This window comes from Aeromonas sp. S11(2024), from assembly GCF_041402345.1.
Taxonomy (GTDB): Bacteria; Pseudomonadota; Gammaproteobacteria; order Enterobacterales; family Aeromonadaceae; genus Aeromonas; species Aeromonas veronii.
In genome coordinates this window covers 109399-123664 of record NZ_JBGLRC010000010.1, presented here as the reverse complement: position 1 = coordinate 123664, position 14266 = coordinate 109399, and the positions used below count along the sequence as shown (strand labels likewise).

Here is a 14266-nt window from a genome sequence, read left to right as displayed (position 1 = left end):
GAATACGGACTTTTAACCGCATTAATGTAAGTTTTCTGCGGGGTAAAGTAAAACGGACAGGGCCGCCACGGGCGAAAAAGCGCACATAAATGGGCCAGAAAAGAGCGGCACCGCCTACAGTGGCTTTTTCCACTGTCGAGAGGCAAAAAAGCAGCGCATAAAGAGAGATGAGATGAACAAAAGGCCGCTTTTTCGGGATTGTGCACGCAAGCTACTGTACGGACAGGAAAAACCTGCCACCAGGAGAGGTGAAACGACGTTTGCCACGCAGTGGCGTTACTCCTCCCGCTCCTGCAGGGCCGAGATGGCATAACGGGCCTGATCCTGGGTAAAGCCGCGCCCCAGCAGATACTTGAGCCACTTCATCCGCAGCTTGAAATCCGCCAGATCGGCCACCCGGGCGCGCCGTTCGAGCAGGGCAAACGCCAGTTCGAACCAGTCCAGCTCCGGCTGATCGAATGCGGCATCAATCTGAATATCGTCGAGCCCCTTGCGGCGCAGGTCGAAACGGATCTTGATGGGGCCATGGCCCTTGGCGGCACCGGCACGTACAGCCATACCGCCGTAACGTTCGTCATTGACCCAGTTGTAACCGCGGCAGTAGTCGACCACCGCCTCGATCACCTCTTCATTGAAGCCCTGCTGGCGCAGCCGGTTGGCCAGCTCTGACTCGGCACTCTCGCGGCGGGCCAGACTGCGCATGGCATAAGCACGGGCAGCGACCAGCTGCTCTGCAAAGGTCGGTTTGGCAGGCTCGACCGGTTCGGTAACGGATTCATCTACCATCATAAATAACAAGGCCGGGTAGATACCCGGCCTTCCTTTGTTCCTTATTCGAACTCTTGTTCGCTTTCGGCATCGAACTCGTCTGCCTCAACCGGTGCAGCCTTGTCGTCGACTGGCACGGCACCGGAGAGCAGCAGCTCGCGCAAGCGGGCTTCCACTTCGCCAGCCATCACCTTGTTCTCGGCGAACAGCTTCATCACGTTGGCCTTGCCCTGACCGATCTTCTCACCGTTGTAGCTGTACCAGGCACCGGCCTTGTCGATCAGCTTGTGCTTGACGCCGAGATCCACCAGCTCGCCCTCTTTGGAGATACCGGCGCCGTAGAAGATCTGGAATTCGGCCTGCTTGAAGGGCGGGGCCACCTTGTTCTTGACCACTTTGACGCGGGTCTCGTTACCGACCACTTCGTCGCCTTCCTTGATGGCGCCGATACGACGGATATCCAGACGCACGGAGGCGTAGAACTTGAGCGCGTTACCACCGGTAGTGGTCTCCGGGCTACCAAACATAACGCCAATCTTCATCCGGATCTGGTTGATGAAGATACACAGGCAGTTGGCGTTCTTGATGTTGGCGGTCAGTTTGCGCAGCGCCTGGGACATCAGACGAGCCTGCAGACCAACGTGGGAATCACCCATCTCCCCTTCGATTTCCGCTTTCGGCGTCAGGGCCGCCACGGAGTCGACGATGATGACGTCAACCGCGTTGGAGCGAACCAGCATGTCGCAGATCTCCAGCGCCTGTTCACCGGTATCCGGTTGAGAGATGAGCAGGTCGTCGACGTTGACACCCAGCTTGGCAGCATAAATAGGATCAAGCGCGTGCTCCGCATCGACGAAGGCACAGGTTTTGCCTTTCTTCTGGGCTTCCGCAATCACCTGCAGGGTGAGGGTGGTTTTACCGGAAGATTCCGGGCCGTAGATCTCGACGATACGGCCACACGGCAGACCGCCAATGCCCAGCGCCACGTCCAGCGAGAGGGAACCGGTAGAGATGGCTTCGATATCCATGGTCTTGCTGTCGCCCAGACGCATGATGGAACCTTTGCCGAACTGCTTTTCAATCTGACCCAGCGCAGCCGCCAGTGCCTTCTGTTTGTTCTGATCCATGCCAATCTCCGCTGGAAATCGTGAGTAAGAAGTGAAGTTGGACTAAGTATACTGTCTATTCATACAGTATCAAGCCCAATTTATCTGAGCAGGGCCAACAGACCCGACAAGGCCTGTCTCACCGCCTGCTGGCGTACCTGTCGGCGATCTCCGTCGAAGCGGGCCAGCAGGGAGTGGTGACGACCGTTGCGGTCGGCCCAGGCGAACCAGACGGTGCCGACCGGCTTGCCCTCGGTGGCGCCGCCGGGGCCGGCGATGCCACTGATAGCAACGCTGATGGAGGCAGACGAGTGCGCCAGCGCGCCGCGGGCCATCTCCAGCACCACGGCTTCGCTCACCGCACCATGCTGTTCAAGGCTATCGCTGCTCACCCCCAACATTTGCTGCTTGGCCTCGTTGGTGTAGGTGACAAATCCGCGATCGAACCAGCCGGAGCTACCCGCGATGTCGGTAATAGCCGTAGCCACCCCGCCGCCGGTACAGGATTCGGCGGTCGCCGCCAGCCAGCCCCGCTGGCCAAGGGCCCGTCCCAGCTCGATGGCAAGGTGCTCTATCTCTGCATCCAGTTTCATCACGACTCCTTCTGATCCGCTCAAGAGGCACATTATGCGATCCCGCTAGCGCCGCCCGCAACCACGGCAGACCGCCCTTGCCTGCCGCAATGTGAGGTGCCGCACCTGTGTCATGCCTTCAATAGTGCAGAACAACCGCGCCCGGAACACCCGCTCCCCCGTCGCGGCGCTTATGTGTAGAATGGCGCCATCAAGCGCAAGGCTCATCACCGCAGACACTGGCCCGCAGAGGCCCCTTCTGGAACAGAACATGACCGCACAACACCAAGCCAGCGGCGCCACAAGCTCCGCTCCCGGCGCCAATCTGAGCGCCCACACCCCCATGATGCAGCAGTACCTTGGCCTCAAGGCCGAGAACCCGGAGATCCTGCTGTTCTACCGGATGGGCGACTTCTACGAGCTGTTCTATGACGATGCCCGCAAGGCCTCCCAACTGCTCGATATCTCCCTGACCAAGCGCGGCCAGTCGGCTGGCAGCCCCATCCCAATGGCGGGGGTGCCCTATCACGCTATCGAAGGGTATCTGGCCAAGCTGGTGCAGCTCGGCGAATCCGCCGCCATCTGCGAACAGGTGGGGGATCCCGCCACCAGCAAGGGGCCGGTGGAGCGCAAGGTTATTCGCATCATCACCCCGGGCACCGTCTCCGACGAGGCGCTGCTCAGCGAGCGACAGGACAACCTGATCGCAGCCGTCTACCACGATGGCCGCCGCTTCGGCTATGGCACCATGGACATCGGCTCCGGCCGCTTCTTCATCAACCAGTTCGAGAAAGAAGAGACCCTGCTGGCAGAGCTGCAGCGCACCAATCCGGCCGAGCTGCTCTACCCGGAATCCTTCGAATTCCTGCACCATATAGAGGGTCGCCGCGGCCTGCGTCGCCGCCCGGAGTGGGAGTTTGAGCTGGGCACCGCCCGCAAGCTGCTCTGCCAGCAATTCGGCACCCAGGATCTGGTGGGCTTTGGTGTCGACAAGAGCGAGACCGCCCTGTGCGCCGCTGGTTGTCTGATGCAGTACGTCAAAGATACCCAGCGCACCGCCCTGCCCCACATCCGCAACGTACGCCTCGAGCAGCCAGATCATGCGGTCATCATGGATGCCGCTACCCGCCGCAATCTGGAGCTGACCCAGAATCTGGCCGGTGGCTATGAAAATACCCTGGCCGAGGTGCTGGATCGCACCGCCACTCCCATGGGCAGCCGCCTGCTCAAGCGCTGGATCCACCAGCCGATCCGCGATCGGGTGATCCTGAAAGGTCGCCAGAGCACCATCAAGGAGCTCATTGAGCAGAACCTCTATGACGAGCTGGGCAACCTGCTGCGTCAGGTGGGGGATGTGGAGCGGGTGCTGGCTCGTCTGGCCCTGCGCTCGGCCCGCCCGCGCGACCTCACCCGCCTGCGTCAGGCCTTCGCCCAGTTACCCGAGTTGCAGCGCCTGCTGGCGGACAACGAGCACGAAGCGGTGCAACAACTGGCCGAGCGTGCCAGCACCTTCCCCGAGCTGCTCGACCTGCTGGAACGTGCGGTGATGGAAGTGCCGCCGGTGCTGATCCGCGATGGTGGCGTGATCCGTGACGGCTTCAATCAGGAGCTGGACGAGCTACGGGATCTGGCCAACGGTGCCACCGCCAGCCTCGCCCGCATCGAAGAGCGGGAAAAACTGCTGACCGGCATCAACACTCTCAAGGTGGGTTACAACAAGGTGCACGGCTTCTATATAGAGGTGAGCCGCGCCAACAGCCATCTGGTGCCGGCCCACTACATCCGCCGCCAGACCCTCAAGAACAACGAACGCTACATCATCGATGAGCTGAAGAAGTACGAGGACAAGGTTCTCACCGCCCAGTCCCAGGCGCTGGCGCTGGAGAAACGGCTCTACGAAGAGCTGCTCGATGCCCTGCTGCCCCACCTCGGCGATCTACAGGATTCCGCCGCCGCGCTGGCGGAGCTGGACGTGCTGGCCAACCTGGCCGAGCGGGCCGAGACCCTCGACTATCGCTGCCCGACCCTCATCGACGAAGATCAGATCATCATCGAGGCGGGCCGCCATCCGGTGGTGGAGCAGGTGATGACAGATCCCTTTATCGCCAACCCTATCCGGCTGGAGCGGGAGCGGCGGATGCTGATCATCACAGGTCCCAACATGGGCGGTAAATCCACCTATATGCGCCAGACCGCGCTGATCGTGCTGCTGGCCCATATCGGCGCCTTCGTGCCCGCCGGCAGCGCCCGCATCGGCCCCATCGACCGTATCTTCACCCGCATCGGGGCATCGGACGATCTCGCCTCCGGCCGCTCCACCTTTATGGTGGAGATGACCGAGACCGCCAACATCCTCAACAACGCCACCGCCCGCAGTCTGGTGCTGATGGACGAGATTGGCCGCGGCACCAGCACCTACGACGGCCTCTCGCTGGCGTGGGCCTGTGCCGAACAGCTGGCGAGCAAGATTGGCGCCTACACCCTGTTTGCCACCCACTACTTCGAGCTGACCCGCTTACCCGAGCTGATGAGCGGGCTGGCCAACGTCCACCTCGATGCGGTGGAGCACGGCGACACCATCGCCTTTATGCACGCGGTACAGGAAGGGGCGGCCAGCCGCTCCTACGGCCTGCAAGTGGCGGCGTTGGCTGGGGTGCCGAAATCGGTGATCCAGCAGGCCCGTCACAAACTGCATGAGCTGGAGAGCGCCACTCCGGTCGCCGCAGGTGAAAGCCGCCCGGCTCCGGTGACTCTCGCCCCGCAGCCTCATCCGGTGGTGGAAGAGCTGGAAGCAGTGCGTCCGGACGAATTGACCCCCCGTCAGGCCCTCGACCTGCTCTATCGCCTCAAGCAGATGCTGTAAGCAGCTGCTGCCGCGCAAGCATGCAAAGGGGGAACCGCGAGATTCCCCTTTTTATATTCAGCACCCGGCAAACCAGTCAGGCCACCGCCCGCACCTCTCCACGGGCCCGCAACAGACTCTGGCGCCCCTGCCAGTAACCCTGCAGATAGCCGGACTCCAGCTTGACCGGGTCCTGGGTAAAACGGGAGACCATGAAATCGGCTGGTGGCGCGATCACCTCGATCTCGCAATCGGCAGGGGGATTGGCGATGAAATCGAGCGCCCGGTTGTAGGCACGATCCCGCTCCAGCATGGCTTGCGCCAGCGCAGGCTGGGTTTTCAGCAAGGCTTTGACCATCCAGCAGAAACGGGCCGGCTTCTTGCGATATCCCCAGGGATCCGACAGCACCACCGTCATCCGCCGCGCCCCGCGACGATAAGCCTCGATCACCGGAATGGAGTCGCTGATCCCGCCATCGGCCATGGGGCGACCATCGACGCAGGGGGTATCGTGCTGCACCACCGGCAGGGCGCAGGTAGCGGTCAGCACCTCATCCATGTTGTCGGGCCGCACCGGCAGATAGATGGCCTTGCCGCTCGCCACATCGGTCGCCACCGCGTAGAAGGGAATGTCGCGGGCGCAGAAAGTGTCGAGATCGAGCGGGAAGTGATGGCGACTGGCCTGCCACAGCCAGCCGATGTCCACCAGATCGCCCCCTTTGACGAAACGCAGGGGATCGAGAAACCGGGAGCTGCAAGCCAGCTCGGTGATGATGTGGCGACTGCGGCGCGGCTGCTCGCTCAGATAGGAGACCAGATTGGTGGCACCGGCCGAGACGCCCATGACGAAATCGAACGGGTAGTGGTGACTTTCGACAAAGGCATCGAGCACGCCGCTGGCAAAGATGCCGCGCATCGCGCCCCCTTCGACAATCAGGGCGCAAGGGTGGGGATTAAACATAACAAGGCTCCGTCAGCTGTAATACCTGCCGGGATCGATCCCGGCCCAGTGATGGACGCCTTCATGCAGAACATCAAGACGCCGCAGCAGGACGATTCAGGCTCACTCGCGCAAGCCAGAAGCGGGCAGGAGCAAACCTGAACCGTGAAGCGACCCCCAGTATATGCAGCGCACCAACCTTCAAAAAATGAATTTAAATAATAAAAAACATGCCAACTTGGCATGATTAGTCTGATTAAAAGGCCAGCCGCAAGACCAATCACTAGACTAGAGTACCTCAGTGGCGGGGCTTCAGATACGCTGATTGTTCATACCTGCTCACAAGCAGGCAGGAATGTATGGGTAATCAGGAATAACCAAACAATCACATATGTAAATAACATTAAACAACTTATAACCAATAACTCCAGTTAGTGTATGTCCAAAAAACACACAACCGATACTGATACCGATGGTGTATTACCACTTTAATGTTTAGTGTTGCATGACGGCAAAGATTCATGCTAAGTTTAAACAACTGCATCGAACAACTGAATAAGCACGATCTGTGCTGGCTCACTCGAATTTGCAGATGGTACCACGCCTTAAGCGGTGTGGATCTATCTGTTTATATTGAGTATATGCCAATGTATCTACATACCTCATCCATCCCTACTGAAAAATCCTATCTTGCCGCTGCAAAGTTAATAAATTCTGCTGATGCTTTATTGATCACGGCAGGTGCAGGTCTTGGTGTTGACTCTGGGTTACCTGATTTCAGAGGAGAGCACGGATTTTATAATGCCTATCCTCAGTTTAAAGCATTAGGCTTCTCACAGTGGCATGTATCCAATCCTGCACTATTCATTAAGCAGCCCAGACTGGCTTGGGGCTTTTATGCACATCGCTATCACCTCTACAAAAAAACAACTCCTCATGCAGGATACGATATCCTGAGAGACTGGCTAGCAGAGAAAGATGGCTTTGTCTTTACATCTAATGTAGATGGCCATTTCATTAAGGCAGGGTTTGTAAAAAATAGGTTAGTTGAGTGCCATGGTTCTATCCATTACATACAGTGTTTGAAAAACTGTAATGACCATGTAAGATATATATCCGATTTACCCATAACTACAGATAGCGATTCTTTACTTGCTAACGGTATATTACCAACCTGTCCATATTGTGGCTTATTGGCAAGACCAAACATATTGATGTTCAATGATAGCACTTGGTGCGACATAATATATACTGAACAAGCATCTCTTTATGAAGCATGGCTTAATAGAAATCGAGGAAAAGTGATTGTAGTCATTGAAATAGGTGCTGGAGTCACCATTCCTCGAGTCAGGAATCAGTTTAAAAATAGACAAATGAAATTAATACGAATCAATCCGCATGACTGTACGATTCCTTATGGTGGAGTCGCTATAAAAGAGCGTGCAATTATTGCATTGCAGGAAATCAATAAATTTCTAGATGCTCCATCATTACTAACCACTTAATCCGCTTTCATTATTCATTTCATATTACTTAATGAGGACTTCATGCCTTACTTGATTAATAGCATTGACAAGATCGCAAGAGAGATGCAAAGGGATGTTTTGTATATTAGGTTTCACGCCCCTAATAATGTAGAACCATTGGACGAAGAAATTAGTTGCTTCGACCAATTTTTTAATGCCAAGGACTTACCGATTCGTAAAGAAATAATTGCATGGTTGGATAAAGAATCTATAAAATGGCAGCCATGTACCGACATGCTATCTGATGGATATTTAGTGGTACCTTATACAGGGCATATATATATCGATGTCATATATTCAGAAAATAACATCAATTGCAAAAAGCTTATCGATTTTATGGAAACTCCAGATGGAAAAATGCGTTATGTAGATGCAACATTATGCTGCCTTCCCTTTAACGTTGCATGTAAAAACGCACATCAGGATGATCCTGACTTCTTGGAAAATCTCTTTTTTTAATTATGAGAAAAACCATCCCCACTTAATATAAATACCACAGCATTTAAACTCAAGAGTGTAGCGCCATATTCATTCAAGTCACTTGATATAACCAACTAGACGACATCATACTCTTCATTAATTAGACCAACTCAAGTTGAGAATTAACGTCATGTATGGCGCTATACACTATCCAAACGATATCAAAAGAGAACTCGATGCTACATATTCAATAAATGTGGGAAACTGCTTTCAGTTTGATTGAAACTGTCTTCAATAACATTTATGATAGCGAAATCATAACTCAAAAGGAATTTAAGATGTCTAACAATACGATTTACGATATATTCTGGGAAGGCCCATACAAACTTGATGACATCCATAAATATAAAAGTGAATTGGTCCATGATGGTCATTGCTTGTATCAAATTTACGGTGACCATCCATGTTATGGTCGCGATGTGCTTTTGTATATTGGTAAAACCCTACAAGGTGTGGCAACTCGAATGAGCCAACACAATAATCGTTTTTCCTCACAAGTAGAAGAGGTAAAGGTATTTATAGCCTCTTGTCATGAGTTTACTGACTGGAATCATAGAAACAGCATCAAAAAATATGGGCCAATTGATAGCGATACGCTAGACCAAATAGAATCATTACTTATCTATGCTCATCAGCCTGCATATAATAGCGATAAGATAACTACATTAACCACCAAGCATATTTTTAGAATTTTCAACTCTGGCAGACGGAAGTCCTTACTCCCAGAAACCAGTACTGAGTTCTGGCTTATAAAACAAGGGAATGATTCAGCCTAGTTGATGTGAGTTTTTAACAAGCTAATCTAAAGCCTCTCTTTTATTTCTAACATTTTATATAATATGCAAGGATGGTGCATTCTGCTTGAATACACTATCCATAACAATCGATTTAGATATGAAAATTTTCCTAGACGATGAACGGATAACGCCTGCAGGCTGGGTGAGAGCTTATTGGCCTGAAGAGGTTATAGAATTGCTAATGACTGATTATGTTACCATTGTGAGTCTTGATCACGATCTGGGTGATGATACTCATGGAACTGGCTATGATGTGATAGTTTGGATTGAGGAGGCGGTCATAACTCGGGATTTTAAAGCGCCGAAAATCCTCATTCATTCAGCTAATTCGTCCGCACGAATCAAGATGGAGTTAGGGGTGAGGAATATTATCAAACTCTCGAATCCGTGATGGAAACTCCCCAAATTTATATATGCTTTATGAACCATTTTCAGCAATAATCAATATTATTCGAGTAATCAAAGCCAGCCTCAAGGCAACCCGGGCCCGAACGTCCCGTCGACGGGGTTGTAGTGGTAGGCCCGATAATCAAAATCCACCTTATCCAAGCGCGGATTGGCCAACTCGAACAACAGGCGCCTGGGGAGCTGTGCCTGATCGAGGGAAGGTTTGAAGTGGCGCAGCCAGAGCTGTTGCAGCGAGCCATCCCGCCACGCCAGCTTGAGCCCGACCGAGAGGCGGCGGATGGCGGCCTGATTATCCTTGTGGGTGTAGAAGAGGTGGAGGAAGGGATAGTGCAGCGCCACTCGCCGATCCACGGTGAGGCCGGGCAGATCACTGTGCTGCTCCTGCTCGATAAAGAGCTCGTTGGCCCCGCGGCAGAAGAGGTCGATGCGACCGCGCGCCACCAGCTTGAACAGCCGCTCGTAACCGTCGATCTCCTGCACCTTGAATCCCCCATGACGCAGGATCTCCACATCCTGCCAGCCACGTCCCTGCCCATGCAGAAATTGCTGCAGCTCGGTCAGGGTATTGACCCTTGCCACCGCATCGGCCTGCTGCGGACTGACAAAACAGATGCGATAACCGAGGATGCCCAGCTCCACCGGAAAACGGACGTAATCCAGCGCTCCGCTCTCTGCGGCCGGGCGCAGACTGTCGGCCACAAACAGATTGGGGTATTGCTGAGTCTGCACAATCTGTCGCATCCGGATACGGTTCATCGGCGGCGCGGTTCGCAGCTCGTAGTCACCGAAGCTGTCGCGGGTCTTCTCCAGCGCCAGCTGCAACAGATCGCGAAAATAGAGGGTACGCAAGTCCCGATCGCTCTCGGGGCTGATATGAGTGATGACATCGCTCGCCCGTAGGGGAGTGGCAAGGAGAGAGAGGCAGCACAACAGCAAACAGGAAGCGAGGCGATGAAAGGTCATACTGCTCATCCCGGAAATACACGCTCACTAGAGTGTAGCGCCGGGACAAGCAGCCTTCTAAAGGGAAGCCAGGCCTACCAGAACATCCGGCCCAGCAGGGGTGCAAGCAGCACGGTCACCATACCGGCGATCATCATCACCATACTGGAGACCACTCCCTCCTCATTACCCATCTGATAGGCCCTGGCGGTGCCGGCACCGTGGGCCGAGGCGCCAAAGCCCGCCCCCTTGCCGAGGCGACTGCGAATGGCCAGCACGGTCAGCACGCTCTCCCCCACCGCCATACCAATCACCCCGGTCAGCACCACAAACAGCGCAGTGAGATCGCTCTGACCGCCGATGGCGCGGGTCGCCTCCACCGCAAACGGCGTAGTGATGGAGCGCATCGCCAGACTGCGCTGCAACATGTCGGAGAGATCCAGCCAGCGAGCCAGCAGCACGGTACTGCCCACCGCCATAATGACTGAAGCGACCACCCCGACCGACAGCGACAACCAGTGGCGACGAATGAGCTGGCGGTTCTCGTAGACCGGCACCGCGAAGGCGACGGTGGCGGGGCCCAGCAGCCAGAGCAGCCAGTGGGATTCCGCCATGTAATCCTGATAGGGGATGTGGAACAGCAGCACTACCGCCACCAGCAGGGTCGGCGCCAGCAGCAGCGGCATCAACGGCAGGATGCGCTTTTTGCCATAGAGCCATTTGCTGGCGTAGTAGAAGAGCAGGGTGAGGGCGAAGCAGATCAGCCCGAGCAGGGTATCAGACATGACGGCGACTCCGGCGGGCCAGTTTCAGTTCGAGGCGGTAAACCCGGTCCACCACCAGCGCGGTAGTGCCGAGCACCAGCGTGGTGCTCACCAGCAGCACCACCATGATGCGCCACCCCTCTTGCAGCAGCAGCTCCTGATAGTTGACCACCGCCACTACGGCGGGCACGAAGAAGAGCAACATCTCCGCCAGCAGCCAGCGAGCCCCCGCGCTGAACCACTCGGCCTTAACCACCCCGAGCAGGATGCAGGCCAGCAGCAACAGCATGCCGGTGAGGTTGGCGGGCAGCGGCAGATGGAGGGTACGCACCGCGGTATCGGCCAGCAGCCAGATGGCTGCCAGCAACACAATCTGGAAGGGAGTCTGTAACCAGCGCAAGCAGAGGGCTTTCATGATCATCGTCTTTCTGTGAACCGGCTCACAGTATAGAGTTGAGCAAAACCTGCCAGAAATGAATTAAAATTATCAAATTCATGCCGCATAGGCATACTTCATCCCGTACCCGCCAACACGAGTCGAGAGAGTCCATGGATATTCGCGCCCTGCGCTATTTTGTCGAACTGGTGCGGGAAAAAAGCTTCACCCGCGCCTCTGAAAAGCTGTTCGTCACCCAGCCCACCATCAGCAAGATGATCCGCAATATCGAAGAGGAGCTGGGCCAACCCCTGCTCAACCGGGAAGGGCGCCGCTTCACCCTGACCGACAGCGGCCAGGTGCTGTTCAACCGTGCCCAGACCATCTTGGCAGAGATGCAACAGCTGGAGGCCGAACTGGCGGATCTGCAGAGCCTGCAACATGGTCGCCTCACCCTCGGCATTCCCCCCATGGTGGGTCACGTCTATGCGGACCTGATCCGCGCCTACCGCAGCCGCTATCCCAAGGCGGAGCTGACCCTGGTGGAGTACGGCGGCCGTCGCATCGAACAGGCGGTGCTGGAGGGGGAGCTGGATCTCGCCATCACCATGCTGCCGACCAAAGAGGGAGGCGCCCTCAGCGCGCTGGAGCTGGATCAATACCCGATCCGGGTGGTGCTGCCAGATCAACCGCGCTGGCATGGCGAAGCGCCGCTGCGGCTCGAGTCCCTGCAGGAGGAGCCCTTCCTGCTCTATACCCAGGCATTTACCCTGAGCGAGCGGCTGGAGCAGGCGTGTCAGGAGGCAGGCTTTGTGCCACAGGTGGCGGCGCGCAGCAGCCAGTGGGATTTTCTCACCGCCATGGTGCGCAGCGGCATGGGGGTCGCCTTCTTGCCGGAGCCGGTCTGCCACCGGCTGACCCCGGATGGTCTGGTGCTGCGGCCGCTGGAGCCCGAATTGAGCTGGCGACTCGGGGTGATCTGGCCGAGCGAGCGCTATCTCTCCCGCACCGCCGAGGCCTGGCTGGCCCTCTGCCGCCAGCGGCAGGCACCTCAGTAATCGCCGAAGCGATTGGTCTGCGGATTGTAGAAGTAGGGGCGGTAATCGAAGCTGATCCCGTCGAGGAAGGGATTATCCAGTCGCAGCAGTCGGCGCTGGGAGAGCTTGGCAAAGGCGATGGCCGGGCCAAAGCTCTTGCGCCACAGAGCCTGTAGCGAGCCATCCTGCCACGCCAGCTGCAACCCCCGCTCGACCCGCTGCAGTGCCTCGCGATTGTTGGGATTGGTGTAGAAAACCCGGGGCAGCGGGTAGTAGATCAACAAGGCGTCATCCACCAGCAGATCCGTCATATCCTTGTGGGTAAGCTGCTCGCTGCGCAGCTCGCTCACCCCGCGGCAGAAGAGATCGAAGCGGCCCCGCGCCACCATCTTGAACAGCTTTTCGTACCCCTCCACTTCCACCACCTCCATCCCGGCGTAACGCAGGATATCCACATCCAGCCACCCCTTGCCCTGACCAAAGGTAAACTGCCGCAGCCCCTTGAGGTCGGTCACTTTGCTCACCGCCGCCTTGTGCTGCGGGCTGACAAAACAGATGCGATAGCTGACGATGCCCAGATGGATGGGAAAACGGACATAGGCGAGCCCCAGCTCCTCGCGGGTGCTGCTGTAGCTGTCCATTACAAAGAGGTTGGGATAGCTGTCGAGCTGCATGCTGAGCCGCTCGCGCGCCTTGGTCATGGGCGGCGCAGGCTCCAGCAGATAGTCGCCAAACTGGTCACGGGTCTTGTCGAGGGCGAGCCGCAGCAGCTCCCGATCATAAGTAGTGCGCGGATCCCGCTCGCTCTCCGGGCTGATATAGGTAAACCGGGTGGCCGCCTGTCCGGTCAGCGACAACACGCAGAACAGAGCGGCAGCCAGCAGATGCAGGGGTGACATAAACCGCGCCTTGGTTGAAGGGTTACTTTCAGTGTAGCCCTGAGCGTGGGTGCCCCACCTTGGCGCGGCCTATGACGAGGATAAGCAACACAACAAACAGGGGGGACGCGGGCAGATATCCTCACGAGTCACATCGCCCTCGGGCCGCCACAGGCTCGGAGAGCAGGTTCACACCGTGCCCGGCACTACTCTTCGCCGATAGGTGCGGCGATCCACTTCATCAGCATCAGCATATCCTGCGGCGCCACGCCGACCGAGAGACCGCGCTTGCCGCCGCTCACCAGGATCTCGTCAAACTGCAGCGCCGACTCGTCGAGCACGGTAGGCAGCAGCTTCTTCTGGGCCAGCGGGCTGATGCCACCCACCTTGTAACCGGTCAGCTTCTCCGCTTCCGCCGGTTTCATCATCTCCACCTTCTTGAGACCGGTCGCCTTGGCCAGCTGCTTCAGGCTGCACATACCGGATGAGGGAACGATGGCCACCACCGCCTGCTTGTCGTGATGGGCGACCAGGGTCTTGAACACCTGCGCCTCCGGCAGCCCGAGCTGGGTCGCGGCATGCTTGCCGAAATCGTCGTGGGCTTCGCACTCGTAGGGGTAAAGCTTGTGGGGAATCTTGAGCTTCTTCAGCAGGTTGATGGCAGGAGTCATGATGGTTGCCTTGAATCGAATCGCATAAAAACAAGGCCAAACAGTCTGCGCCTGCATGGCGGGGGATGCAAGCCGGAGCGGCTACGTTGAATGTCGGGAAGCAATCGTATCTTTCTCTTCACCCAAACAAGTAGGGCCCCTAAAATCCACTCATCACAA

15 protein-coding genes are annotated in these 14266 nt (G+C 56.6%); 6 read left to right on the top strand and 9 right to left on the bottom strand.

Going from position 1 to position 14266, the window contains the following annotated elements:
• Positions 1 to 276 precede the first annotated feature (276 nt).
• The 3 genes from ACB040_RS10845 to pncC all read right to left on the bottom strand — a co-directional run bounded on the left by ACB040_RS10845 (position 277) and on the right by pncC (position 2467).
• On the bottom strand, positions 277 to 786 hold the full coding sequence (locus tag ACB040_RS10845) for a regulatory protein RecX (RefSeq protein ID WP_371154758.1): 510 nt from the start codon (positions 784 to 786) through the stop codon (positions 277 to 279).
• 44 nt (positions 787 to 830) lie between these two features.
• Complete coding sequence (gene recA, locus ACB040_RS10840) at positions 831 to 1895, bottom strand: recombinase RecA (RefSeq protein ID WP_005348744.1); 1065 nt, start codon at positions 1893 to 1895, stop codon at positions 831 to 833.
• Positions 1896 to 1975: 80 nt separating this feature from the next.
• Positions 1976 to 2467, bottom strand: coding sequence for a nicotinamide-nucleotide amidase (pncC, locus tag ACB040_RS10835; RefSeq protein WP_139405125.1), 492 nt, complete (start codon positions 2465 to 2467; stop codon positions 1976 to 1978).
• A 250-nt stretch (positions 2468 to 2717) separates the two neighbouring features.
• Between pncC and mutS the strand changes: the two genes are divergently transcribed.
• Entirely contained in the window at positions 2718 to 5309 is a 2592-nt protein-coding gene (gene mutS / locus ACB040_RS10830; RefSeq protein WP_371154676.1) for a DNA mismatch repair protein MutS, read from the top strand.
• A 76-nt stretch (positions 5310 to 5385) separates the two neighbouring features.
• Here the strand turns inward: mutS and ACB040_RS10825 are convergent, their stop codons facing one another.
• Positions 5386 to 6249 carry a patatin family protein gene (locus ACB040_RS10825; protein ID WP_338772808.1) on the bottom strand — a complete coding sequence of 288 codons (864 nt, stop codon included), beginning with the start codon at positions 6247 to 6249 and terminating at the stop codon, positions 5386 to 5388.
• A 626-nt stretch (positions 6250 to 6875) separates the two neighbouring features.
• On the opposite strand from ACB040_RS10825, the gene ACB040_RS10820 reads away from it, so the two are divergent.
• The 4 genes from ACB040_RS10820 (at position 6876) to ACB040_RS10805 (ending at position 9422) form a co-directional block, all read left to right on the top strand.
• Positions 6876 to 7733 (top strand): Sir2 family NAD-dependent protein deacetylase, encoded by an 858-nt coding sequence (locus tag ACB040_RS10820; RefSeq protein WP_338772811.1) that lies wholly within the window; start codon positions 6876 to 6878, stop codon positions 7731 to 7733.
• 42 nt (positions 7734 to 7775) lie between these two features.
• Positions 7776 to 8213, top strand: a complete 438-nt coding sequence (locus tag ACB040_RS10815) for a hypothetical protein (protein ID WP_338772813.1) — start codon at positions 7776 to 7778, stop codon at positions 8211 to 8213.
• 299 nt (positions 8214 to 8512) lie between these two features.
• A complete protein-coding gene (locus ACB040_RS10810; RefSeq protein WP_164537808.1) occupies positions 8513 to 9010 on the top strand; it encodes a hypothetical protein in 498 nt (165 codons plus the stop codon).
• Between the two features lie 85 nt (positions 9011 to 9095).
• A complete protein-coding gene (locus ACB040_RS10805) occupies positions 9096 to 9422 on the top strand; it encodes a cyclic-phosphate processing receiver domain-containing protein (RefSeq protein WP_371154680.1) in 327 nt (108 codons plus the stop codon).
• An 80-nt stretch (positions 9423 to 9502) separates the two neighbouring features.
• Here the strand turns inward: ACB040_RS10805 and ACB040_RS10800 are convergent, their stop codons facing one another.
• From ACB040_RS10800 to ACB040_RS10790, 3 genes are all read right to left on the bottom strand, one after another.
• Positions 9503 to 10402: a hypothetical protein gene (locus ACB040_RS10800; protein WP_338772815.1), complete on the bottom strand. Its 900-nt coding sequence runs from the start codon at positions 10400 to 10402 to the stop codon at positions 9503 to 9505.
• A 74-nt stretch (positions 10403 to 10476) separates the two neighbouring features.
• The gene (locus ACB040_RS10795) at positions 10477 to 11166 is read right to left on the bottom strand and encodes an LrgB family protein (protein ID WP_005341581.1); all 690 of its coding nucleotides are present in this window, start codon (positions 11164 to 11166) and stop codon (positions 10477 to 10479) included.
• Positions 11159 to 11560, bottom strand: a complete 402-nt coding sequence (locus ACB040_RS10790) for a CidA/LrgA family protein (protein WP_041202734.1) — start codon at positions 11558 to 11560, stop codon at positions 11159 to 11161. The genes ACB040_RS10795 and ACB040_RS10790 overlap by 8 nt, the downstream gene beginning before the upstream one ends.
• Positions 11561 to 11694: 134 nt before the next feature.
• Here ACB040_RS10790 and ACB040_RS10785 point away from each other — a divergent pair, with 134 nt between their 5' ends.
• Positions 11695 to 12579 (top strand): LysR substrate-binding domain-containing protein, encoded by an 885-nt coding sequence (locus tag ACB040_RS10785; RefSeq protein WP_371154682.1) that lies wholly within the window; start codon positions 11695 to 11697, stop codon positions 12577 to 12579.
• Here the strand turns inward: ACB040_RS10785 and ACB040_RS10780 are convergent.
• Positions 12573 to 13457 (bottom strand): hypothetical protein, encoded by an 885-nt coding sequence (locus ACB040_RS10780; RefSeq protein WP_371154684.1) that lies wholly within the window; start codon positions 13455 to 13457, stop codon positions 12573 to 12575. The genes ACB040_RS10785 and ACB040_RS10780 overlap by 7 nt on opposite strands.
• A gap of 185 nt (positions 13458 to 13642) precedes the next feature.
• Positions 13643 to 14107 carry a Cys-tRNA(Pro) deacylase gene (ybaK, locus tag ACB040_RS10775; protein WP_371154686.1) on the bottom strand — a complete coding sequence of 155 codons (465 nt, stop codon included), beginning with the start codon at positions 14105 to 14107 and terminating at the stop codon, positions 13643 to 13645.
• Positions 14108 to 14266: the final 159 nt, after the last annotated feature.

Excerpts from the sequence above, each read along its gene's own strand:
- ACB040_RS10845 (WP_371154758.1), bottom strand. The coding sequence starts at position 786 with ATGGTAGATGAATCCGTTACCGAACCGGTCGAGCCTGCCAAACCGACC.
- recA (WP_005348744.1), bottom strand. The coding sequence starts at position 1,895 with ATGGATCAGAACAAACAGAAGGCACTGGCGGCTGCGCTGGGTCAGATT.
- pncC (WP_139405125.1), bottom strand. The coding sequence starts at position 2,467 with ATGAAACTGGATGCAGAGATAGAGCACCTTGCCATCGAGCTGGGACGG.
- mutS (WP_371154676.1), top strand. The coding sequence starts at position 2,718 with ATGACCGCACAACACCAAGCCAGCGGCGCCACAAGCTCCGCTCCCGGC.
- ACB040_RS10825 (WP_338772808.1), bottom strand. The coding sequence starts at position 6,249 with ATGTTTAATCCCCACCCTTGCGCCCTGATTGTCGAAGGGGGCGCGATG.
- ACB040_RS10820 (WP_338772811.1), top strand. The coding sequence starts at position 6,876 with ATGTATCTACATACCTCATCCATCCCTACTGAAAAATCCTATCTTGCC.
- ACB040_RS10815 (WP_338772813.1), top strand. The coding sequence starts at position 7,776 with ATGCCTTACTTGATTAATAGCATTGACAAGATCGCAAGAGAGATGCAA.
- ACB040_RS10810 (WP_164537808.1), top strand. The coding sequence starts at position 8,513 with ATGTCTAACAATACGATTTACGATATATTCTGGGAAGGCCCATACAAA.
- ACB040_RS10800 (WP_338772815.1), bottom strand. The coding sequence starts at position 10,402 with ATGACCTTTCATCGCCTCGCTTCCTGTTTGCTGTTGTGCTGCCTCTCT.
- ACB040_RS10795 (WP_005341581.1), bottom strand. The coding sequence starts at position 11,166 with ATGTCTGATACCCTGCTCGGGCTGATCTGCTTCGCCCTCACCCTGCTC.
- ACB040_RS10790 (WP_041202734.1), bottom strand. The coding sequence starts at position 11,560 with ATGAAAGCCCTCTGCTTGCGCTGGTTACAGACTCCCTTCCAGATTGTG.
- ACB040_RS10785 (WP_371154682.1), top strand. The coding sequence starts at position 11,695 with ATGGATATTCGCGCCCTGCGCTATTTTGTCGAACTGGTGCGGGAAAAA.
- ACB040_RS10780 (WP_371154684.1), bottom strand. The coding sequence starts at position 13,457 with ATGTCACCCCTGCATCTGCTGGCTGCCGCTCTGTTCTGCGTGTTGTCG.
- ybaK (WP_371154686.1), bottom strand. The coding sequence starts at position 14,107 with ATGACTCCTGCCATCAACCTGCTGAAGAAGCTCAAGATTCCCCACAAG.